General features: G+C 68.9%; 19 protein-coding genes. 18 read left to right on the top strand and 1 reads right to left on the bottom strand.

Going from position 1 to position 21893, the window contains the following annotated elements; all coding sequences use genetic code 11:
* Positions 1-32 precede the first annotated feature (32 nt).
* From F4X41_09745 to F4X41_09735, 3 genes are all read left to right on the top strand, one after another.
* Positions 33-908: a ChbG/HpnK family deacetylase gene (locus F4X41_09745; protein ID MYB17291.1), complete on the top strand. Its 876-nt coding sequence runs from the start codon at positions 33-35 to the stop codon at positions 906-908.
* Positions 909-961: 53 nt separating this feature from the next.
* Positions 962-1822 carry a ChbG/HpnK family deacetylase gene (locus F4X41_09740; GenBank protein MYB17290.1) on the top strand — a complete coding sequence of 287 codons (861 nt, stop codon included), beginning with the start codon at positions 962-964 and terminating at the stop codon, positions 1820-1822.
* 127 nt (positions 1823-1949) lie between these two features.
* Positions 1950-2813 (top strand): ChbG/HpnK family deacetylase, encoded by an 864-nt coding sequence (locus F4X41_09735; GenBank protein ID MYB17289.1) that lies wholly within the window; start codon positions 1950-1952, stop codon positions 2811-2813.
* 19 nt (positions 2814-2832) lie between these two features.
* On the opposite strand, the gene F4X41_09730 is transcribed toward F4X41_09735, so the two are convergent.
* Positions 2833-3159 carry a hypothetical protein gene (locus F4X41_09730; GenBank protein MYB17288.1) on the bottom strand — a complete coding sequence of 109 codons (327 nt, stop codon included), beginning with the start codon at positions 3157-3159 and terminating at the stop codon, positions 2833-2835.
* Between the two features lie 132 nt (positions 3160-3291).
* On the opposite strand from F4X41_09730, the gene F4X41_09725 reads away from it, so the two are divergent.
* The 15 genes from F4X41_09725 to F4X41_09655 all read left to right on the top strand — a co-directional run bounded on the left by F4X41_09725 (position 3292) and on the right by F4X41_09655 (position 21880).
* Complete coding sequence (locus tag F4X41_09725; protein ID MYB17287.1) at positions 3292-4680, top strand: trehalose-6-phosphate synthase; 1389 nt, start codon at positions 3292-3294, stop codon at positions 4678-4680.
* 285 nt (positions 4681-4965) lie between these two features.
* The gene (locus F4X41_09720) at positions 4966-5313 is read left to right on the top strand and encodes an FmdB family transcriptional regulator (GenBank protein MYB17286.1); all 348 of its coding nucleotides are present in this window, start codon (positions 4966-4968) and stop codon (positions 5311-5313) included.
* Between the two features lie 14 nt (positions 5314-5327).
* Entirely contained in the window at positions 5328-5798 is a 471-nt protein-coding gene (locus F4X41_09715; GenBank protein MYB17285.1) for a D-tyrosyl-tRNA(Tyr) deacylase, read from the top strand.
* Complete coding sequence (locus tag F4X41_09710; GenBank protein MYB17284.1) at positions 5795-7288, top strand: hypothetical protein; 1494 nt, start codon at positions 5795-5797, stop codon at positions 7286-7288. The genes F4X41_09715 and F4X41_09710 overlap by 4 nt, the downstream gene beginning before the upstream one ends.
* On the top strand, positions 7285-8301 hold the full coding sequence (gene hisG / locus F4X41_09705; GenBank protein MYB17283.1) for an ATP phosphoribosyltransferase: 1017 nt from the start codon (positions 7285-7287) through the stop codon (positions 8299-8301). Before F4X41_09710 ends, hisG begins: the two co-directional genes overlap by 4 nt.
* A gap of 101 nt (positions 8302-8402) precedes the next feature.
* Entirely contained in the window at positions 8403-9617 is a 1215-nt protein-coding gene (hisD, locus tag F4X41_09700; GenBank protein ID MYB17282.1) for a histidinol dehydrogenase, read from the top strand.
* Positions 9618-9720: 103 nt separating this feature from the next.
* Positions 9721-10314, top strand: coding sequence for an imidazoleglycerol-phosphate dehydratase HisB (hisB, locus tag F4X41_09695; GenBank protein ID MYB17281.1), 594 nt, complete (start codon positions 9721-9723; stop codon positions 10312-10314).
* Between the two features lie 20 nt (positions 10315-10334).
* Complete coding sequence (locus F4X41_09690) at positions 10335-11174, top strand: NAD(+)/NADH kinase (protein MYB17280.1); 840 nt, start codon at positions 10335-10337, stop codon at positions 11172-11174.
* On the top strand, positions 11174-12892 hold the full coding sequence (gene recN, locus F4X41_09685; protein ID MYB17279.1) for a DNA repair protein RecN: 1719 nt from the start codon (positions 11174-11176) through the stop codon (positions 12890-12892). Before F4X41_09690 ends, recN begins: the two co-directional genes overlap by 1 nt.
* A gap of 46 nt (positions 12893-12938) precedes the next feature.
* Entirely contained in the window at positions 12939-14309 is a 1371-nt protein-coding gene (locus F4X41_09680) for a sulfatase-like hydrolase/transferase (protein MYB17278.1), read from the top strand.
* 100 nt (positions 14310-14409) lie between these two features.
* Positions 14410-15723 carry a hypothetical protein gene (locus F4X41_09675; GenBank protein MYB17277.1) on the top strand — a complete coding sequence of 438 codons (1314 nt, stop codon included), beginning with the start codon at positions 14410-14412 and terminating at the stop codon, positions 15721-15723.
* Complete coding sequence (locus tag F4X41_09670) at positions 15716-16705, top strand: MoxR family ATPase (protein MYB17276.1); 990 nt, start codon at positions 15716-15718, stop codon at positions 16703-16705. The genes F4X41_09675 and F4X41_09670 overlap by 8 nt, the downstream gene beginning before the upstream one ends.
* 14 nt (positions 16706-16719) lie before the next feature.
* On the top strand, positions 16720-17598 hold the full coding sequence (locus F4X41_09665; GenBank protein ID MYB17275.1) for a DUF58 domain-containing protein: 879 nt from the start codon (positions 16720-16722) through the stop codon (positions 17596-17598).
* A gap of 5 nt (positions 17599-17603) precedes the next feature.
* Positions 17604-19376, top strand: a complete 1773-nt coding sequence (locus tag F4X41_09660; GenBank protein ID MYB17274.1) for a hypothetical protein — start codon at positions 17604-17606, stop codon at positions 19374-19376.
* A complete protein-coding gene (locus F4X41_09655) occupies positions 19340-21880 on the top strand; it encodes a VWA domain-containing protein (protein ID MYB17273.1) in 2541 nt (846 codons plus the stop codon). Before F4X41_09660 ends, F4X41_09655 begins: the two co-directional genes overlap by 37 nt.
* The last annotated feature ends 13 nt before the right edge of the window (positions 21881-21893 follow it).

The following is a 21893-nucleotide window of genomic DNA, read 5'->3' as shown; positions in this document are numbered from 1 at the left end:
GGTGGCTGCAACCGGCAGATGGGGATGCGCCAATGGCCAAAAACGACCCGACGCTGGTGATGATCCACGTCGACGACCTGGGAATGTCGCACGCCGCCAACCGTGGCGGGATCGAGGCGATGGAGGGGGCGGCCACCTGCGGCTCGATCATGGTCCCCTGCCCCGGCGTTGAGGAGATGGTCGCGATCGCCCTAGAGCGCGAAGATCTCGATTTCGGATGCCACATAACGCTCAACGCCGAATTCCCCGACTACCGCTGGCCGCCGCTGCTGGACGACGTTGCGACGTTGAGTGACGAAAACGGCTTCCTTTTCCAGACCGCGCGCGAGACCATCGCCCATGCCGACCCCGCCGAGGTCAAGCGCGAGATGCGCGCGCAGGTCTCCTACCTTCTCGACGCCGGGGTAAAGATCAGCCACATCGACGCCCACATGGGGACCGCCACCGATCAGAATTTCTTCGACGACTACGTGCAGCTCGCTGAGCACTTCGAGTTGCCGGTGCTGCTGCGCCGCCTGCCGGACGGCGCCGGCGACTTGTTCAACATCGAGCACGGCCTGCGGCGCGACCGCGAGCACTTCGAAACCGTCCTGGACCGGATGCAGGCCCGGGGCAATCCGGTGTTCGAGCGCTCGATTCCGGGCACGCCCTGGTACAACCCCTTCGTGGCCGCCGAGCACAATCGCGCGCGCCTCGAGCAGTGCCGACCGGGGCTCAACTACCTGGCGGTGCATTCGGCCTATCCGACCCAGGAATTGAAAGACTTCGCCCCGGACTGGATGATGCGCGACGCCGAGCGGTATCTCTACGCGGCCGGAGGGCAGATCGAAGCGGCTATCGCCGAACTCGGTTTCTCGACCGTCAACTACCCCGTTCTCCAGGGGATGATCCGGGCCGGGCAAATCTGAGCCCCGCGGCGGCATCCCTCGGAACAAGCGCGCCCGGGAACGGCGGCGGCGCGGTGGAAGCCTTCGTCGTAGTACACGTCGACGATCTCGGCATGTCGCGCCCGGCCAACCTGGGCGGCGTGGAAGCGATGGAGGGGGCGGCCACCTGCGGCTCGATCATGGTCCCCTGTCCGGGATTTGCGGAAATGGTCGAAATCGCCCGCGAGCGCCCCGAACTGGACGTCGGCTGCCACATCACCCTCAACAACGAATTTCCGGGGTTCGGCTGGGGGCCGGTCCTAGATGACGTGCCCAGCCTGTGCGGTCCCGACGGGAATCTCTGGCCGGATCCCGGCGACACGGTCGCCCACGCCGACCCCGAAGAGGTGCGGCGCGAAATGCGGGCCCAGCTCGAGCTGCTGCTTGAAACCGGAATAGACGTGACCCACATCGATTCCCACTGCGGTACTGCCTGGGACCAGGCCTTCTACCGCGAATACATAGAACTGGGACTGGAATTCGACATTCCGGTGCTTACCCTGCCGGTCAACATACCCGCCGAGGACCTCGCCAGCGCCGGCCTGCGCATTGATCCGGACCTGAATCGCGAGATGGAACACGCGGTGGCCGAGCTGGGATTCCCGGTTTTCGACCTCGTGGAAGTCGACACCCCAAATTACGACCACATGGAGGCCGAACAGCACCACCTGCGGCGAATCGACCGGCTGGTTGAGGGATCGAACTACTTCGTGCTGCACTCGGCGCTCGGGGGACCCGAACTGCGGGCGATCGCGCCCAACTGCCCGCAGCGCGACGCGGAACGGTACCTGTTTGCTCCGGGCGGGGCCCTGGAGGGCGAAATCGCCAGCCGGGGAATCGCCACCACGGGAATGCGCGAGTTGCGCGATCGGGCGCGGGCGGAGCGGACCCGATAGGCCGCCGTCCCCGGCCGGGCCGGCAACCGCGGAATTCCCAGCCCTTCCGGGGAAGATCAAGGAGGGGGTCTAAAGACAACCCGCGCCAAACTGCATTTGTGCCGGTCAAGTTGCAAGGACGCAGCTAATGGACAACTTCACGGTGATTCACGTAGACGATCTCGGCATGTCGCGCCCTGCCAACCTGGGCGGCGTGGAAGCGATGGAGGGGGCGGCCACCTGCGGCTCGATCATGGTCCCCTGTCCGGGATTTGCGGAAATGGTCGAAATCGCCCGCGAGCGCCCCGAACTGGACGTCGGCTGCCACATCACCCTCAACAACGAATTTCCGGGGTTCGCGTGGGGCCCGGTCCTAGATGACGTGCCCAGCCTGTGCGGTCCCGACGGAACGCTGTGGCAGAAGTCGCGCGAGACGATCGCCCACGCCGACCCGGCGGAGGTTCGGCGCGAGATGCGGGCCCAGCTCGAACTCCTGCTGGATACCGGCATCGACGTGACTCACGTCGACGCCCACATGGGCACCGCGCTGGACAAGGCCTTCTACCGCGACTACATCGAGCTGGGGCTCGAATACGACCTGCCGGTCCTGGCGCTGCCGCCGGCCATGTCCGACGACGTGGACATGCTCGCCCAGCACGGACTTCGGACCGACCCGGCCCTGACCCGGGAAATGGCCGCGTCGGTCACCCAGCGGGGATTTCCGGTCTTTGACCTCGTGGAGGCCGAAACTCCCTGGTACAACCCGTTCGTGGCCGAACATCACCACCGGCTGCGGATCGACGGGCTGCCCGACGCCAGGAATTACTTCATCCTGCATTCGGCCCTGGGCGGCAGCGACCTCAAGGCGTTTGCGCCCGACTGGATGCAGCGCGACTCGGAACGTTTCCTGTTTGCGCCCGGCGGGGCCCTGGCCGGTGAGTTCGCCGCCCGCGGCATAAAGACCCTCGGGATGCGCGAACTGCGCGATCAAGCCCGCTCCGGCCGCGGTTAGCGGACCGGTTCGGCGTTAACTAGGTCTCGTCTACCGCGCTTCGCACGTATTGGGTGGAGTAAAGCTGGCGGCACTCCGACGCGTCGTCAAACTCCAGCCCCAGTTCGCGCCCCAGGCGCCGACCCAGCCCGGCCGACTCGAACCTGGGCCAGGCGGACTCGAAAGAATCCAGGTCCTCGAACCGGCATTCGACCCGCAGCAGGTCGCGGTCGGCATTGCTGTGAAAGATCCGCGGCGGCGGCCAGCCGATCCCGGCAAACTGCCGCTGCAGCCAAATTCCAGTGTCCTCGGCGGCCGGCGGCTCGCCGTCCCCGGCCAGCCTGAGCGACCACTCGAAAATGATCAAGCGCACCTCGTGAAGCGTCTCGTCGCAGCGCCAAGCGATTATCGAATTTCCGGGCTCGGCCCGGCGGGGGCTTAAATTGACTGCGGCGCCCCCGAGGCCGATTGGCGGCCCGACCGCCGACCGGGAGGGAACATCGAAGCCGACGATCGCCGCCTGATTGTGGTATCCAACCGGTTGCCGGTGCGTCGCGACGACGAAGGGCGCTGGGTTACCAGTTCCGGCGGCCTGATCAACGCCATCGCCCCGGTCCTTCGACGGGGCCGCGGCAGCTGGGTCGGCTGGTCCGGCGTGCCGCAGGACGGTCCCTACGACTTCGAGCACGAGGGCTTGAACCTGCGCGCGGTACGCCTCAGCGCCGAGGAAGTCGACGACTACTACTACGGGTTCTGCAACGGGACCATCTGGCCGTTGTTCCACGACGCCTTGCGCACCCCCGAATATCACCGCCACTGGTGGCGGCCGTACGTGGATGTGAATCGCCGCTTCGCCGACGCCGCCTCCGGCTTGCTGCGTTCCGGCGACATCTGCTGGGTCCACGACTACCAGTTGAACCTGGTCCCGGGGCAGCTGCGCGCGTTGCGCCCTGACGTTGCAATCGGGTACTACCTGCACATCCCTTTCCCGCCGGTAGACCTGCTGGGTCAACTTCCCTGGCGCCGTGAAATGCTCGAAGGAATGCTGGGGGCTGATGTACTGGGATTCCAGACGCGCCGGGCCCGCAACAACTTTTCGCTGGCCGCCCGCCAGTACACCGCCGCCGAAGGGTCGTTCACCAGCCTGCGCTGGCAGGGCCGTGAAGTAACGCTCATGGAAGCGCCGATCGCGATCGACTACAAGTTCTTCGCCGACCTGGCGGTTACACCGGCGGTGAAGCGGCAAACCGCCCGTCTGCGCGAGATTTTCAGCAGCGATGCCGCGATCGTACTGGGAGTGGACAGGCTCGACTACACCAAGGGGATCGACATCCGCCTGCGGGCATTTGCCACGTTGCTAGAGCGCTACCCGCAGATTGCCGAACGCTGCGTCCTGGTGCAGGTGGCGGTCCCGACCCGCGAACGGGTCGGCGATTACGAGCGCATTCGCGAACGGATTGAAAGGCTCGTGGGCCAGATCAACGGCCGGTTCGCGCGCCTGGGCCGCGTTCCCGTCCACTACCTGTACCGCTCGCTGCCGGTCGAGGAGCTGATGAGTTACTACCTGGCCGCCGACGTGATGCTGGTAACCCCGCTGCGCGACGGGATGAACATGGTGGCGCTGGAATACTGCGCGGCCCGCCACGACAACAACGGGGTGCTGGTCCTCTCCGAATTCGCCGGCGCGGCCAACTACATGCCGGACGCGCTGCAAGTAAATCCGCACGATATCGACGGGCTGGCGCGAACGATGTACGAAGCGATCACCCTGCCGGGCAAAGAGCAGGAGCGCCGCATGCGCCGGTTGCGGCGAAGAGTACGGAACCGCGATGTATTTGATTGGGCGCAATTGAACCTGGAGGCGCTCGAGCGGGCCAATCGCGGTTGAGCATTCGGTTGGCCCGCCGGTCGGCCGTCCGAATTGGGCGGCGTCCGATCGGTTCGCTTGGTCGGATAGTCAATTCCGCCGCCAATCCAGGTCGGCGCCGGCCCCTGCGTCACCGTTTAGGAAAGACGCCTGAACCGTTGGGAGTCCCGGGGGATCACGTCCGGTCCCCGGCATCGGCGCCACGGCGATTCCCGGTGGTTGCGCGCCTTACCTAGAATTTGGCTTCCTTAGCGGTTGCGCCCCGCTTGCGGCCGCGACCCTCCCCCGACCCCCAACCACACCACGATGCCGACGTATCAGTACGCTTGCGACGCCTGCGGCGCGGGCTCCGAAGTCCGCCAGCGCTTCGCCGACGACCCGCTGGTCGACTGCCCCGACTGCGGGGCCCCCAGCCTGCGGCGCGTGATCTTTCCGGCCGGGGTGATTTTCAAGGGCTCGGGCTGGTACAAGACCGATTCGCGCCCCAAGCCCAAGACTTCCGAAGCCGTAGAGGCCAAGAAAGAAGCGGCGGCCAAAAAGGATTCGGACTCGGCGCCGAAGTCCGACGCGGCGCCCGCCAAGGCCGAATCCGCTTCGGCCAAATCCGAGTCACCGACCAAGTCCACCCCGGCCGGAGCCGCGGCCGGTGGCTGACGGCGGGCCTGGCCATGAAGGCGGTGCTGCAGCGGGTATCCGGCGCTAGCGTCCGGGTGGATGGCCGCGAGGTCGCGGCCATATCGCGCGGTCTGCTGGTGCTGGCCGGAGCGGCCGACGGCGACAGCGATGACGATGTCGACTGGCTGGCGCAAAAGATCGTTAATCTGCGCATCTTCGATCGCGACGGCAAATTCCAACGCTCGCTGATCGACTGCGGCGCCCAGGTGCTGCTGGTTTCGCAGTTCACCCTGCTGGGCTCGACCCGCAAGGGTCGGCGTCCGAGTTTTGGCGGGGCGGCGGCCCCGGAACTGGCCCGGAGACTGCTGGAGCGCCTGGCCGCCAGAATCGCGGATCTGGGCCCGGAGGTTGCCACCGGCGAATTCGGGGCCAATATGGAGGTGGAGTTGATTAACGACGGACCGGTCACCATCCTGCTCGACAGCCGCGAACGCCTCGAGCCCCGCCGGGCGGGACCGCGGTGAACACTTCGACGGTTGACCGCGTCGAGGGCACGCGCGACCTGCCGCCGCAGACTTGGGCCGCGCAGCGTGCGGTCTGCTCCCTCATGCTGGACGCGATCGCCGGATTCGGCTACCAGGGGGTTGGCGTTCCGCTGATCGAGGCGGTCGACCTGTACGAGCGCCGAGCCGGCGCAAGGGTCGTCTCGCAACTGCTCGAATTTCCGAACCGTGGCGGTCAAATTCTGTGCCTGCGGCCGGAATTGACGGCTTCGGTGGCCCGAGCCTGGGCCGCGGACCGGCGACGCCAGTGCCCGGCCCGACTGATGTACTCGGGGTCGGCATTCCGACGTGGCGAAGGCGGCGGAGGGGACATCGAACAGTTCACCGAGGTCGGCGCCGAACTCATCGGGATCGGCGGTCCAGCCGGCGACGCCGAGGTGATCGCGCTGGCCTATGCGGCGCTCTCGCAGGCGCAGTTGTGGGAACGCCGGATCGTGCTCGGACACCTGGGGCTGCTCTCAGACGTCCTGGCCCAGTTGGGGCTCTCGCCACGCGCCCGATCGATCCTGCTGGAGGGCCTGGCCGACCTGCGCGCGCCCGGCGGCGGCATCGATTCGGTGCGCGAGGATGCGCTCCGGAAGTACCGCGCCGCCGCGCCCCAGGACCTGGGATGGGGGCCGGGCCTTGACCGCGACCGACTCGACGCTCTGGTGGCCTCGATCGCCGGGGGCGGGGAAGATCCGATCGGGGCGCGCAGCCGCGACCAGATAGTCGACCGCCTGGCCGCCAAATTCGAACGCGGCGACGAAACCGAGCGTCTTAATCAGGCCTTCGACCTCCTGAGCGAATTGGCCACGTGCAGCGGTCCGGCGGATTCGGCGCTCGCATCCACCGGCATGGTGCTCGCCCAGCGCGGGATCGACGCCGGCCCGCTGGCCGAAATCGACCGGCTGGTCAAGCTTCTGCGCGCCAGCGGCGAGGACATCGACGGACTCGAGTTCGATCCGGCCCTGGGGCGCGGACTGCAGTACTACACCGGCCTGGTGTTCGACGTCTACTGCCGAAGCGCGGACCAGTGGCTGGCGGTCGGCGGCGGCGGTCGCTACGACGACCTGCTCTCCGCAATCTCCCCGCAGGCGCCGACGCCGGCGGTGGGACTCAGTTTCAGGATTGAAAACCTGCTTGAAGCCGGTGGGGAGCGGCTGACGGGATCCGGCCAGCGCTCCCCGGCCGACGTTCTGGTACTGGCCGACGGCGACGTCGGGGCCGCTCTGGCCCTGGCCAGGTCACTCCGCCGGGCGTGGCTCCGGACCCGCCTGGGTGATTCCGACCAGCCGGTCGAACCCCAGATCGACCGTGCCCGCCGCGAAGGACTGGCGGCGGCGGTCCAGGTCGGACCGCGGGATGGCGACGAGGTCGTCCTGCACGACATCGCCGGCGGCGCGCAGCGCCGGGTACCGCCCGCCGATGTCGCCGCGCTGGTGCGTGAATTGATGGCCGAGGACAAATGAGCGCCGACCGGCTCGATTTCACGGTTCCCAGCAAGGGACGAATCGGCGAGCAGACCATGGCCATGCTCGCCAGGTGCGGTCTGGCAGTCTCGATGCGCAGCCCGCGCAGCTACGCGGGTACGGTGCCGGCCCTGCCGGGAGTCGCCGCCCACCTGCAGCGCGCCAGCGACATCGTCGAACAGGTCCGCTCCGGCAACGCCGATCTGGGGATTACCGGACGCGACATCCTTGCCGAATCGGGAGCCGGAAGCGATGAGGTCGTCGTCCTCTGGGACGATCTGGGCTACTCGCGGGCGCGGCTGGCGATCGCGGTGCCCGACGCCTGGGTCGACGTGGTATCGGTAGCCGACCTGGCTGAGGTCGCGCTCGAGCTTCGCGGCGGCGGCCGGGCGCTGCGGGTGGCGACTTCCTTCCCTGCCCTGACCCGCAATTTCCTGATTGAACACGGGGTCTACAACCTGCGCGTGGTCAATACCTCCGGAAGCGTCGAAGCGGCCCCCAGTCTGGGTTCGGCCGACATCGTCTGCGACATCGTCGAGACCGGCTCGGCCCTGCGCCAGAACCGCCTCCGCGAACTTCCCGACGGGGTGGTGATGCGTTCGGCGGCCTGCCTCATCGGCAATGTCGCCGCGCTGCGGGCCGATTCCGCCAAGCGCGAATTGGCCGGGCGAATGCTCGAGTACGTCGAAGCCCACTTGGCCGCGGCCGAGGCCTACACGATCACCGCCAACGTGTCCGGCGCCTCACCGGAAGCGGTCGCCGCCTCCATCCTGGGCGACTTGGACCTTTCGGGCATAAAAGGGCCGACCGTCTCGCCGGTCTATGAAAAAAGCGGGCAGGCCAGCTGGTATGCGATCACGGTCACGATCGCCCGCGATCGGCTGATCGACGCGGTCGCGCACCTGCGTTCGGCCGGCGCGGCGTCGATCATAGCGCGCCGGGTGGACTACCTGTTCGGGGAATCTTCGGCGGCCAAGGCCCGGATGCTGGAGAAGCTGGGCATCGGGGAGTGACGCGGCTGCGAATCGTCGAGGGCCGGTCCCGGATTCAATCCGAGCTGCTGCACCGCCGCCCGCTCCCGGCACCCCGGCTCGGGCCGGAACAGCGCCGGGTCATGCGCGGGGTGTACGGGCGCGACCTGGCAGTGGCCGATTTCGTGGCCGAGGTCTTTGCAGAAATTCGCGGCGACGGCTTGGCGGCGGCCGAACGGATAACCCGGGCCCTCGGTCTGCCGTGGTCCAGGGATGTTCGCCTGGGCCCGGCATCGACCAGGGCCGCCCTGGCCGGGTTGCCCCGTCAAACCAGGGACGATCTGCAGTTTGCAGCAGACCGGGTGCGGGCTTTCTACGAGGCGACGATGCCGAATCCGGGCCCGGTCGGAATCGGCGGCTGCTGGCAGCGGTTTCACCCGGTCAAGGTTGCCGGAATCTACGCCCCCGGCGGGCGCGCCGTCTACCCATCGTCGCTGCTGATGACGGCCATTCCGGCCCGGGTGGCCGGGGTTTCCGAGATCGTCGTGGCCTCCCCGCCGGGTCCCTCCGGTGATGTTTCGCAGGTAGTCCTGGCGGCGGCGGCGGTCGCCGGAGTCGACGCGGTGTACGCGCTCGGCGGAGCCCAGGCGATCGCGGCCATGGCGCTGGGCGCCGCGCCGCTGCCGCGCGCGGACGTTCTGGCCGGCCCGGGCAACATCTTCGTGGTCCTGGCTCTGCGACATGCGTTCGGGGCCGCCGGCGTGCCCTCGCTGCCCGGTCCGACCGAGACCCTCATAGTCGCCGACAACGGCGCCGACCCCGCCCACGTTGCCGCAGACCTGCTGGCCCAGGCCGAACACGATCCCCTGGCGAGCCCGCTGCTGTTGACCGACAGCGCGGAATTGGCCGCCGCGGTCGAGAGCGAACTTGAGGGCCAGCTCGCCGACCTGCCACGCGCCGACATCGCCAGCGCCGCGCTCGCCCAGAACGGCGGAGTCGGCCTGCTGGCAGACCTTTCCGAAGCGGTCGATCTGGTCGACCAATACGCCCCCGAACACCTCTGCCTGCTCGGTGATCGCGCCGCCGAACTGGCCGATTCGATCACCGGCGCCGCCGGCGTCTTCGTTGGCGACTGGTCGCCGGAAGTCCTGGGCGACTACGTGGCCGGACCTTCCCACGTTATGCCGGTCGGCGGCACCGCGCGGTTTTCCTCGCCGGTAAGCGTGTACGACTTCCTAAAGCGCGTCAACCGGTTCGAACTGAGCCGCCAGCAGGCCCGCCCGCTGTTCGCGGTGGCCGCGCGCCTGGCCCGCCTCGAGGGGCTGGAGGGGCACGCCCGGGCCGCCGAACGGCGCTGACGGCGGCGCGCGATGTCGTACGCCAAACGCCATACTTTGAGGACACCGACCCGTCGACGCACCCCTTGCGGCCGGACGACGGGCTAGCCCCCGCAGAGACAAAATGCGAACCGGCAAGGCTGAACGGACCACCGCGGAGACCAGCATCGCGGTGCACATCAATCTGGATGGCACCGGGAGCGGCGAGATTTCCAGCGGCATCGCTTTTTTCGATCACATGCTCGCCCAGCTGTCCAAGCACGGCCTGATCGATCTGGATCTGCGCGCCAGCGGTGATATCGAGATTGACGCCCACCACACCATCGAAGACTGCGGAATCGTGCTGGGCCGGGCGCTCGCCCAGGCCCTCGGCGACCGCAGCGGAATCACCCGCATGGCCGATGCGCTGGTGCCCCTCGACGATGCCCTGGCGCGCGTGGTGGTGGACCTCTCCGGGCGCGGCTACCTGGCCTACGAAGGCGAATTCGACGGCTCCCGGGTCGGCGATCTCGACACGCAGTTGATCCGCGAATTCCTCTATGCGCTGTCCATCAACGCCGGATTGAATTTGCACGCTTCGATCCTGGCCGGACACAACGACCACCATCGCGCCGAAGCGCTGTTTAAGGCCCTGGCGCGCGCCCTGCGCCAGGCGGTCAGCATTGATCCGCGCCGCGGCGGCCAGGTCCCTTCGACCAAGGGGACCCTGGACGGCTGAGCAGGAAACCGACGGCTCCGATGCGAATCGGATTACTGCTTAGTCCGCGCGCCCGCGCCGACCGGCCGGCCGTGCGGGCAATCGCCGACGGCCTGGAATCGGCCGGACACGACACCTGGTCGGCGGCAGTCGAGTCGATCGCCGACTGCACTGCCCGAATGGAGCGCTCCGATCTCCTGGTCAGCCTGGGCGGCGACGGGGCGATGCTGCGCGTTGGTCTGGCAGCGGCGGCGGTCGAGGTCCCGTGCATGGGCATAAATTTCGGGCGCCTGGGTTTCCTGACCGAATTCGAGGCCCATGACTTCGTCGGCCGTATCCAGGATCTTGACTTTGCCGCCGGTTGGATCGAACGCCGCCTGCTTTTGGACTGGGCCCAGGTCCGCGACGGCCAGATCATCGATCGCGGCAGCGCGCTCAACGACATCGTGGCCGCGCGCGGCCAGGTCGCGCGCCTGGTCGATGTCCTGGTGCACATCGACGGAGTGGCGGTCCTGGGCTACCGGGCCGACGGAATCCTGGTGGCTACCCCGACCGGAACCACCGCCTACTCGCTGGCGCTGCAGAGTTCGATCGTCCATCCCGCCGCCGAGGTCATTTCGATCTCGCCGATCTGCCCATTCCGCAATTCGGCCAACGGGCTGGTCGTCGACGCCGGGGCCAAGATCGAAATCAAGCTGAGCGGGTTCAGCGAGGCGGCGCTGACGATCGACGGGACCAACCTGCACAAGCTGCGGGACGGCGACGTCGTCAGCTGCCGGCGCAGCGCCCGCACGGTGCACTTTCTGCGCTTTGGGCCGGCCGACTACTTCTACCGCGACCTGGCCGACCGGCTACAGCTCTCGCCTCCGCCGCGCAGCTGATGCTGACCCGGCTCTACCTGCGCGACTTCGCGCTGGTCAACGAATTGGTGGTCCGCCCCGGTCCGGGCCTGAACGTGTTCACCGGCGACACCGGCGCCGGCAAGTCGATCATCGTCAACGCGGTCGCGCTGCTCGCCGGCGGCCGGGCCGAATCGCACTTGGTGCGCAGCGGATCGAAATCCGCATTCATCGAGGGCGTGTTCGAATTGCCCGCCGCCCATCCGGTCTGGCCCGGTCTGACCGAGCTGGGAATCGACGACGATGAATCGGGTCAGTTGATAGTCCAGCGCGAGATCTGGCCGGGCGGGCGTTCACAGGTGCGGCTCAACTCGCGCAGCGTCACCTTGCGGGCGCTTGAATCGATCGGCCGGCTGCTGGTCGAGATAAACGGTCAGAACCAGCAGCTGGACCTGCTGCGGCCGGCCCGGCAGCTACTGTTCCTCGACGAATTCGCCGGATGCATCGATTTGCGGAACCGCTACCGGAGCGAATACGACCGCCTCGCATCCCTCGAAGCCGAACGCGAGCGCCTGGGGGCCGACGCCGCCGCCCGGGCCCGCGAGGTTGACATGCTCTCCTACCAGATTGGCGAGATCGACGACGCGCGGGTGGAACCGGACGAGGAGCGGCAACTGCTCGCCGAGCTGCGCCGCAGCAGCAACCTGGCCGAGCTGACCGCGCTGATCGACGGGGCACTCGGCGCGCTGGCGGGATCGGACGGAGCCTCGAATCGATTGGGCAGCGCGCTGGCGGGCCTTGCGCGCGCGCAAACCCTGGACCCCGACTCGGCCGATTCCCTGGAACAGCTCCGGGTGGCCCAGGAAATCGCCGACCAGGCCGCCGCCGATCTTCGCGCCCGACTTGAATCGCTCGACTCCGACCCGGGCCGGGCCGAACAGCTGGCGGCGCGGATGCGCCAGATCGACGACCTCAAGCGCAAATACGGAAAATCCGCCGCCGATATCGCCGAATTCGCCTCCCGCGCCGCGGCCCGCCTTGAGCAGTTGCAGGCGGCCGACAGCCGGATCGCCGAGATCGAATCGCAGGTTGCGGCGATCGGCAAGCGGATGGGCGAGTTGGCCGCCGAGTTGCGGGCCACCCGGCGCCGTGCCGGGAACCGGCTGGAGGCGGCGGTGCTGGAGAACCTCTCCGCCTTGGGAATGGCTGGGGCCAGGTTCGCGGTTGCCGTCGAAGCGCTGCCCGAAACGGCCGGCGCCTTCGCGTGTCGGGAAGTCGGCGGGATGGGTCCGCAGGGCGCCGACGGGGTCCGCTTCGATCTGGCCGCCAACCCCGGCGAACCGCTGGCTCCGCTGGCGCAGGTTGCCTCGGGCGGGGAGATCTCCCGCATCATGCTCGCGCTGCGTTGCGCTTTGCTGCAGGTCAATGCCCCGGCGGTGATCATATTCGACGAAATCGACGCCGGCATCGGCGGTCGCCGCGGTCTGGCGGTGGGACACCAGCTCTGGAAACTTGGCAACCGCGGCCAGACCGTGTGCGTGACCCACCTGCCGCAGATCCCGGCTTTTGCCCAGCGGCACTTTTTCGTGGCCAAAGAAGAACGCGACGGGCGCAGCCAGATCGCGGTCGAAGCGCTGGACCGGGACGCCCAGATGGCCGAATTGGCGGCGATGGCCGGCGGCGCCGAGGCTGCCGAGGCCGCGGCCCAGATCAAATCCCGCGCCGGCGAGCTGATGCGCACCTTCGAACCGGCCGGTTGAGACCGGCGGCGGGGAAGCCGCAGCCGCCAAACTAGAGGGAAGCCAAATACGGAGCGGAGCGCGCCCGTTGCCGAGCCAACCCAACATCGTCGTGCTGATCGCCGATGACCATCGTCACGATTGCCTGAGCGGGATCGGCCACTCCCAGGTCCGGACCCCGAACATGGACCGACTGGCGGCAGACGGCACCCAGTTCACCCAGGCCTACCTGCAGGGCTCAACCAGCGGGGCGGTTTGCATGCCATCGCGGGCCATGCTGATGACCGGCGCCGGCCTGTTCCATGTCTTTGCGCCGGGCCAGACCGACCCTTCCTACTACCCGATCCGGGACGATTTGCCGCTGTTGCCCGAGCTGCTGGGTCGGGCCGGTTATCAGACTCACGGAATCGGCAAATGGCACAACGGCCGCGAGGCGTTCGCGCGCGGTTTCGCCGGAGGAGCCCGCATCATGTTCGGCGGGATGTCGGACCACGATGCGGTTCCGGTGCACGATTTCGATCCCAGCGGCGCGTTTCCCCCCGAGGACGGTTACGAGGCCGACGGTTTTTCCTCGGAGATCTGGGCCGATTCGGCAGTCGATTTCATCGAGCGGCGCGACCGCGAGCGGCCCTTTTTCCTGTACGTGGCCTTCACCGCCCCCCACGATCCGCGCACCCCACCCGACCACTGGCGCGAGCAATATCCGCCCGACGAGATAGAACTGCCAGCCAATTACATGAGAGAACACCCGTTCGAAACTGGCATGCTCGACATCCGCGACGAGGTCCTGGCCGACCACCCGCGGCGCGACTGGGAAGTGAGGCGACACATTGCCGAGTACTACGGCATGATTTCGCACCTGGACGAATGCGTCGGCAGGATCCTGGACGCCATCGACCGCGAATCCCTGACCGAGGAGACGATCGTCGTCTACACCGCCGATCACGGGCTTTCCGTCGGACAGCACGGGCTGCTCGGCAAGCAGAACCTCTACGACCACAGCGCCCGCATCCCCTTGATCGCGCGCGGACCGGGGATCGGCCGCGGACGGCGCTGCGATTCGCTCTGCTACCAGCACGACCTCAATCCCACGCTCCTGGAAATGGCCGGCGCGGAAGCGCCGGGCGGTGATTTCAAGAGCCTGCGACCGGCATTCGATGACCACCGGGCGGTCGTCCACGAGGAGATCTACGGCAACATGCAGCTGGCCCGCAGCAGCGATCCGGACACCCCGCACCAGCGCATGATCAGGCGCGGCGACCACAAACTGATCCGGATCGCCTATCGGGGGTTCGAACGCTGGCAACTCTTCAACGTCGTAGATGATCCGCACGAGCTTCGCGACCTGGCCGAGTGCGCCGACCAGGCTACCCTGCTCGCCGACCTAAAGCAGCGGCTCGCCCATGCACGGGCGACCGCCGACGACCCGATGGCGTGAGGCCAGCCGGAAAAAACGCCCGGCCTTTTTCGGCGGCGGGTCGGGCATGAATTTGCTCCGGCCCCTGTCCGGTCGGCGGCCCCGCGGCCGATTCCGGGCCGTGCCCCCGGCCGGCGACGCCGCGCCCGCCCTGCGGGGACTGCTCGGATCGGCCGCGGCAAGACTGCGGCGCCTGGAGGTGGCGGCCAACCTTCCACGGGCGACGGCGGTCCCGATGGCCGCGACGGCGCTGGCCCTGCCCACGTGGCAATTGCAACTTGAGGCGCTGGCGGTTCTGATGCTGGCGCTGGGCGCGGGATGGGCGGCCTGGAATCTGGCGCCGGCCTTCTCGGCCCCCGACGCGGTCGCGGTGGCGCATCGCCTGGACCGGGCCAACGCGCTCGACGATCTCCTGGCCAGCGCGCTGACCGTCGACCGGTCCGAACCGGGCATGGTCGCCGAACTCCATCGCCGGGCCGCCGAACGCGCGGCGGGGATCGCGCCGCGTTCGGTGGGCGGCGGGAGGTTCGACCGCGGCGGCGTGGCCGCAATGGGGTTGGCGCTGGTCCTGGTGGGAATGTCGGCCGCACTCGTTATTGAGCGGGACAGAGCTGCCACCCCCGCAACCGTCCCGGCCCTTGCCACCGATTCTGCTCAGGCCGCTCGCCAGACCGAAGCCATGGAAGCGGCGCGGGCCGAGCTTGCCGGCGCGCTGGATCCCGCCGCGGAATCCCGCGCGGCCGGGCTGGAGGAACTGGCCCGGACATTCGCCGAGGATCCGACAACCCGCGACGCCGGCCGGGCCATGGCCTCCGGCGACGCCGCCGGTGCGGCCGCCGAACTCAGCCAGCTCGGCGAACGCCTGAGCGATTTGACCGCCCTGGAGCGGGCAAACCTGCAGTCAACCCTGGAAAAGGCGCTCGCCGAATCGGCCGCCGATCCGCTCCTGGCCGGTCCGTTGGAAGACGCCCGCGACGCCCTGTCCGAACACCGGCTGGCCTCGGCCGCCAACGCTCTGGGCGAACTCGGCGAAGCGCTGCAAAGTACGCAGGCGCAACTGGCCAGCCAGTCCGAACTGCGCGAGCGCATGGAAGAACTTGAGGAGCAGCTGGGCGGCGGGGCCTCGGCGCTGCAGCCGGCGACCTCCGAAAACCCGGGCCCGCCCAGCGGCGGCGGCGACAACGGGTCCGGCGAGGGCTCGGTCGAGCGCATCCGCACGGACGGAACGGTCGAGCTTGTCCCGCTCAATCCAGAGTCCGATCCGGCCTCGCTGCAGCCGCGACCGCTAGAACTGGGCATTGAAACCGAGCCCGGCCGCAACCCCTCGGCCGGATTGCTCGGATTCACCCGTACCGCCCCGGCGACCCGTTCGCCCGCGGGAATCGAGGACGACCAACTGCTGCGTTCCTACATCTTTGCGGCCGACGATGAGTAGCCACGCCGACGAGGCCCGCATGGCCGATGTCCTGGATCTCGAGCAACGCCTGCGCGATCAGATCGGTCGCGTCCTGGTGGGGCAGGACCAGGTCGTCGGCCAGGTGCTCACGACGCTGCTGGCCGACGGGCACTGCCTGCTCGAAGGGGCGCCCGGACTTGGCAAGACCCTGCTGGTGCGGACGTTGGCGGCATGCCTGGGGATGGAATTCTCCCGGGTGCAGTTCACCCCCGACCTGATGCCGGCCGACATAACCGGAACGACCTTCGTCCGCCAGGACACCGGGGGCCAGCATCACTTCAATTTCGAACCCGGACCGCTGTTCGCCGAGGTCGTTCTCGCCGACGAAGTGAACCGCGCCACCCCGCGGACCCAGTCGGCGCTGCTGGAGGCGATGGCCGAGGGCTCGGTCACGGTCGGTTCGCAGACCCACCGGCTGCCGGAGTGCTTCTTCGTACTCGCCACCCAGAACCCGATCGAAATGGAAGGCACCTACCCCCTGCCGGAAGCCCAGCTCGACCGATTCCTTTTCAAGATCCTGGTCCCGATGCCCAGCCCCGGACAGGTCGTCGAAATCCTGGCCCGCACGACCACGAGCGTCCAGACCACGCCCGCCCCGGTCGCCGGCCGCGACGAATTGGTCGCCGCCCAGGCCACCGTGCGCGACGTAGTTCTGGCCCCGCACGTGGCCGGGTACGCGGTCGAACTTGTAAACGCCACCCACCCCGGCAGAGACGCCCCCGCGGTGACCAACCGATTCGTCCGCTACGGGGCGTCCCCGCGTGGGGCCCAGGCGCTGGTGCTGGGCGCCAAGGTAGCCGCTCTGCGGGCCGGCCGCGCCCAGGTCTCGCTGGACGACATTCGCGCCCAGGTGCAACCGGCGCTCCGTCACCGGCTGGTCCTGGGTTTCGAGGCCGAGGCCGAGGAACTGGATGCCGACCAGGTCCTGGAAGAGATCGCCATGGCGACACGTCCCGGCTGAACCGCCGTCGCCAAATGGCCCCGTTCGATCCCGAGCGCTCCCTGCCGCCGGCCCTGCTGGTCCAGCTCGAACGCCTCAATCTAGTAAGCCGGCGACGGCACGACAACACGCGTCAGGGCAGTCGCGCCTCGCGACTGATGGGGTCCTCAATCGAATACTCCGGCTACCGCGAATACACCCCTGGCGACGACTGGCGGCACCTGGACTGGAACATCTACGCCCGGTTGAACCAGCTGCAGGTAAAGCTCCGCGAGGCCGAGGAGGCCCTGGTGGTGTGGCTGCTGCTCGACGGCAGCAGTTCGATGGACGGCAAGCTCGGCTTCGCGGCCGGGCTGGCGGCGGCCGTCGGCTACGTGGCCCTGACCGGCGGCGACGAGGTCCGGCTCAGCGTCCTGCGCGAAGGATCGGCTACCGCGCCGGTGCAGCTGACCAGCCGCCGCCAGTTCCGTCAGCTGACCCGGCAACTGGCCGAACCGCGTGCGTACGGGACCACCGACCTGGCCATGGCGGTCCGCCACCTGCTCGACTACGGCGGCCCGCACGGAGTCTGCCTGCTGATTTCCGATCTGCTCGACGACGGCGCCGAGCGCGCCCTGGCCAGCCTCGCCGCCGCCGGCCACGAGACCTGGGTCCTGCACGTCCAGAGCCGTTTCGACCGCGACCCTGACATTCCGTCCGCCGCCGTCCTGGTCGACGCCGAGACCGGCGCCGAACTGACCCTGGACGGATCGGTCGACCCGATCACCGCCTACCGCTCCAACCGCTCGGCCTGGTTCACCCACCTCGAGCGCTACTGCCTCCGGGCCAGCATCGGCTACCTGCGGCTTTCCAGCGAACAGGAGGCGGGCGAGGCGGTGCTGGGTCCGCTGCGGCGGCGGGGGCTGTTGCGCTGACCCTTTTGGCCGCCGGAGCGCTGGGGTGGCTGGCGCTGGGCCTGGTCCTGTACCTGTTGCACCGCCTGCGGCCGCCGCTGCCGCTGATCGAAGTACCTTCGCTGCACCCCTGGCGGCGACCGCCGCGACAGGGTCGCCGGCGCCTGCGCGACTGGCTGCGGCGGCACCTGGCGCTGCTGCTGCAACTACTGGCCCTGGCCCTGCTGGCGCTGGCGCTGGCCAGTCCCAGCGTGCGCCTGCCGGGAGGGGGCGGTGGAATCGTCGTGACCGTCGCCCAGCCGGGGCTTGACCCGGCGCCGCTGGCGGCGGCGCTGGAGGGCCTGGAGCATCGCCGGCACGCGCTGGTACTGGCCCAGCCACACCCCCGCCTCGCGCTGGTGGACGGCGATCCTGAGGCGGTGTTGATCTCCCTGGCCAGGGTCCCGGGCAGTCACGGTGGCGGGGACTTGAGCGCGGCGCTTGATCTGGCCTCCGGGCTTATGGCAGGCCAGGACGACGCCCGCGGATTGCTGCTGGCGGCCGGCACCGGGGAGATTTCCGCCGGTCCACGCTGGAGCGTGCTCGCTCCGGCGGTTCCGGACGGCTTTCGGTTGGGACCGCTGCTTTCGGTCGGGGGCCGGCCGGGCGAGTCATTGCTCTACCACCTCTACGGGCGTCCGGGTTCCGAATTCGAACTGCTGGCCGAAACCGGGCCCGACGGGTCCGCGGACGGCCCGGGCGAACGCGCCAGGATCGTGCGGTCGGGTCGAATGCCGCCGAGCGGCCGGTTGGACGGCTTGCTGGAAGACCTGCCGGCCGACGCTCAAATCCGGCTGTGGCTTGGCGGTCCAGACAGCGGTGACCACGTCAGCGCGGCCATCGGTCCCGCCGACCAGACCCGCGGAAAAGTCCTGGTTGTTGGCCCCGACCCGGTCGCCTACGAGCGGGCGGCGCGGGCCGCCGGACACCAGGTGGCCTCCGGCCCGGAGGACGAATACGACATTGCCGTATATGTTGGCGAAGTGCCCGAGCAGTTGCCGGCCGTCGGGATAGTCCTGGTCGACCCACCGGCCGGAACGGGCATCCTGGAACGCGCCGAAGCTACTTTCGACCTGGCCCTGGCGGACCCGACCGGCTCGCTGCTTTCCGGGGTGCCGGCCACGGCGCTGGCCCCGGGCGCGGTCCGCGCCCTACTCGCCCCGGCGGCGGCGCGCAGCCATGCCGCCTCGGGCTCGGGGAGCTGGCTCTGGCAGGCCCGCATGGCCGGTCGCGAAATGGCGGTCCTGGCGCTGAACCCGGCAGCCGGGCTCTCCGGGCAGGCGGCGTTCCCGCTGTTCGTGCGCGACCTGCTGGCCCTGGTCGACCCCATGAACCCGCTGCCCGGTTCACTTCCCGCCCGCGCCGGCGTGGCGGCCCTGCTGCGGCCGCACCCGCGCGCCGACGCGCTGTCGATCCTCGATCCGGAGGGACAGGTAGTCCTTGCAACCGACCTGTCGCGCGCCGAGCCCCTTGCCCCTGACTCGGTCGATCCCCAGTTGGCCGGCCGGGGGGTCGCCTGGCGCCCGCAGCGGACTGGTCTGCACTGGATTCGCCAGGCGGCCGAAGGAAGCACCATCCTGCAAACCGCGGTCTGGGTACAGGCTGTCGGTCCGGCGGTCGCACCGGGCGCCATACCCGAACCGCTGGGCGGCGGCACCGCCAGCCGGGTGTTCGAGTTGTGGCCGCTGTTGGCCACCCTGGCGGTGGCGGCCCTGATTGGCGAATGGGCCTGGTTCAGCCGTCGGCGGGGGGCGTTCTAGCCATGGACCCGGGACTGGCGATCTGCGGCGGTTGGACTTCGCTGGCGCTGGCCGGCGTGGCAGTGGTTGCGGTGGCGGCGATCGCCGTGCTTTCACTGCGTTCGCGGGCCCTGATCGGTCCGGTCCGTCTCTGGACGGCCGCCGCCGTGCGGATCCTGGCGGTGTTGGCGCTGTTCCTGGCCCTCGATCTGGGGGTCTGCAACCTGCGCGATCGGGACGGGGCGGTCGTGGCCGTTGACGGATCGGAAAGCGTGCAGCTGGCGGCCCAACTTGCGGCGCGCGATTCGGCGCGCGAGCTGCTTAGCCATGGGGCGGTGGCCGGGGCCTTCGAATTCGGAGCGTCCGGAAGCGATCTCGCCGCCGCGATCGCGGCCGGCGTAGGCGGCGGGGGCGACCTGTACCTAGCCAGCGACGGGGCCGCCACCGGCGGCGACTTGGAATCGGCGCTGGCGCACGCGGCGGCGGAAGGCAGCGCCATTCACGTCCTGCCGGTCGAGGAATCCGGAGAGCCCGACGCCGCCCTCCTGGCGGTCCTGCACCGCTCGCAAATTGAGGCCTCCCAGCCCTTCGCGGTCCAGGTCCAGGTGTGGGCGGCCGGGCAGCGGCGCGGGCGGATCCGAATCTGGAGCGGCCAGGACCTCCTGGTCGACGATTCGGTCCTGCTCGAGGAGGGCGTTTCGGTATTCAATTCCCGCCTGCGGGCGCCGGCAGTGGCGGGTCCGGCCAGCCTGGTTACCGAATACCTGGATCCGCGGGGCTCCAACGCCAATGACGTGATGGCCACGGTGCTGGACGTGCGCGCCCCGCGCCCCTTGCTGCACGTAGGCGAATCCGGCCCGCTGGCGGAGACGATCGCCGGGTTGGGTCACGAGTTGGTGCTGCTCGACTCCGCACGGCTGCCGGACGACCCCCAGGAACTGGCCGGATTTGCCGCGGTGCTGCTCAACGACGTGGCAGCATCCGATTTGTCCGCGGGTCAGATCGCAGCCCTTGAAGCGGCCGTCTCCGAATACGGGACCGGGCTGGCGGTTGTCGGCGGCCCGAATTCGTTTACCGCCGGCGGTTACGCCGATTCGCCGTTCAACCACCTGCTGCCGGTGGACTCGGACCCCTGGCGCGACCAGCAGCAGGCCGAAATAGCCCTGCTTTTGTTGATCGACCGCTCGACCTCGATGGCGATCTCGCAGGCCACGCCCGACAGCAAGCTGGCGCTGGCCCGCGAGGCCGCCATCGCCGCCCTGGAGCTGCTCGAAGACGGCGACCAGGTCGCGGTGGTGGCGTTCAGCGGCGAGCCTGAGTTGATCGTCCCGCTTACCCGGCTCGGGCCCGATTCGGACCGCGCCGCGCTGACCGCCGAGATCGCCGCCATCGGGCCGGACGGGACCACCGACATCTTCCGCGCCCTCAATTTTTCGCGTCGCCAGCTGGCCGGCCAATCCGCCCAAATCCGCCACATCATCCTCATCACCGACGGGCAGGCCAGCTACGGACAGTTCGGAGCGCTGGTTCAGCAGGCGCGCAACGATGGGATCTCTATCTCGACCATCGCGGTGGGCGACGACGCCGAATTGGATCTTCTCAGCTCGCTGGCAACCGGCGCGGGCGGACGCTTTCACGTGGCCCGCGACCCGGCCCAGATCCCGGCGGTTCTGACCCAGGAAGCGGAGCTGGCCAAGAACTTCGTCACCGTCTCCAGCCCCATGCAGCCGCGGCTGGCAAGTCCCAGCGAACTGTTCGCCCTCACCCCGGCCGCGGCGGCCCTGCCCTGGCTGGGCGGGTACGTCCGTACCGAGGTCCGTCCGCAGGCCAAGACCGTGCTGGCCTCCAACGAGGGTGAGCCGATCCTGGCGAGCTGGCACTACGGCCGCGGCCCGGTCGTCGCCTGGACCAGCGATCTGAGCGGGGTCTGGTCATCCGAATGGACGTCCTGGGATCAGTTCCCCGCGTTCGCGGCCGCGCTGGTCAATCAGATCAGCGGAGCCTACGTCCCCGAGGTGGAATGGCGGATCGCCAACGGCGCCGGCGGAGCAGAACTCGAGATTAGTTTTCCTGATCCGGCCGCCGCGCCGGCCACGACCGTACTTGAACTCGAGCTTTCCGGGGAACAAGGACAGGTGAGCACGTCCCTGTCGGCGGTCTTCCCGGGGACCTACCGCGGGCGCGTCGGCCTTTCCCCGGGTACGTGGTCTTACGTACTCGGCGACGGCGAGCGGGATCTTTCGGTCGGGCGGGTCGCGATCCCCTACTCGGGAGAGTTGCGACCCGACCCCGGGGCGCAGGCGCGACTGGCGCGCATCGCCGCCCTGACCGGTGGCCGCTTGCTCGATGCCGCCCCGGCAACCGGGGTCCCGGCGCCGAACTGGCTGACTGCCGCCATAATCTTGCTGCTCGGCGACACGCTGATCCGCCGTCTGCGGGTCTCACCGCGACAGGCGGCGAGACAACTCTGGGGGCAAATGCGCCCTAAGCTTGGCTTTGAGGGAGTTTTGCGGCGGGGCGGTTGAAGCCGGGTTACCA

It is taken from the genome of Chloroflexota bacterium (assembly GCA_009840625.1).
In the GTDB taxonomy this organism is placed as follows: Bacteria; Chloroflexota; UBA11872; order UBA11872; family VXNJ01; genus VXNJ01.
The sequence above is the reverse complement of the archived record's forward strand: the minus strand, read 5'-3'. Positions and strand labels throughout refer to the sequence as shown.

What these genes read in the sequence shown, in the direction of transcription:
- F4X41_09735 (MYB17289.1), top strand. Translation starts at nt 1,950, where the DNA reads ATGGACAACTTCACGGTGATTCACGTAGACGATCTCGGCATGTCGCGC.
- F4X41_09690 (MYB17280.1), top strand. Translation starts at nt 10,335, where the DNA reads ATGCGAATCGGATTACTGCTTAGTCCGCGCGCCCGCGCCGACCGGCCG.
- recN (MYB17279.1), top strand. Translation starts at nt 11,174, where the DNA reads ATGCTGACCCGGCTCTACCTGCGCGACTTCGCGCTGGTCAACGAATTG.
- F4X41_09745 (MYB17291.1), top strand. Translation starts at nt 33, where the DNA reads ATGGCCAAAAACGACCCGACGCTGGTGATGATCCACGTCGACGACCTG.
- F4X41_09670 (MYB17276.1), top strand. Translation starts at nt 15,716, where the DNA reads ATGAGTAGCCACGCCGACGAGGCCCGCATGGCCGATGTCCTGGATCTC.
- hisB (MYB17281.1), top strand. Translation starts at nt 9,721, where the DNA reads ATGCGAACCGGCAAGGCTGAACGGACCACCGCGGAGACCAGCATCGCG.
- hisG (MYB17283.1), top strand. Translation starts at nt 7,285, where the DNA reads ATGAGCGCCGACCGGCTCGATTTCACGGTTCCCAGCAAGGGACGAATC.
- F4X41_09665 (MYB17275.1), top strand. Translation starts at nt 16,720, where the DNA reads ATGGCCCCGTTCGATCCCGAGCGCTCCCTGCCGCCGGCCCTGCTGGTC.
- F4X41_09655 (MYB17273.1), top strand. Translation starts at nt 19,340, where the DNA reads ATGGGCCTGGTTCAGCCGTCGGCGGGGGGCGTTCTAGCCATGGACCCG.
- hisD (MYB17282.1), top strand. Translation starts at nt 8,403, where the DNA reads ATGCGCGGGGTGTACGGGCGCGACCTGGCAGTGGCCGATTTCGTGGCC.
- F4X41_09715 (MYB17285.1), top strand. Translation starts at nt 5,328, where the DNA reads ATGAAGGCGGTGCTGCAGCGGGTATCCGGCGCTAGCGTCCGGGTGGAT.
- F4X41_09720 (MYB17286.1), top strand. Translation starts at nt 4,966, where the DNA reads ATGCCGACGTATCAGTACGCTTGCGACGCCTGCGGCGCGGGCTCCGAA.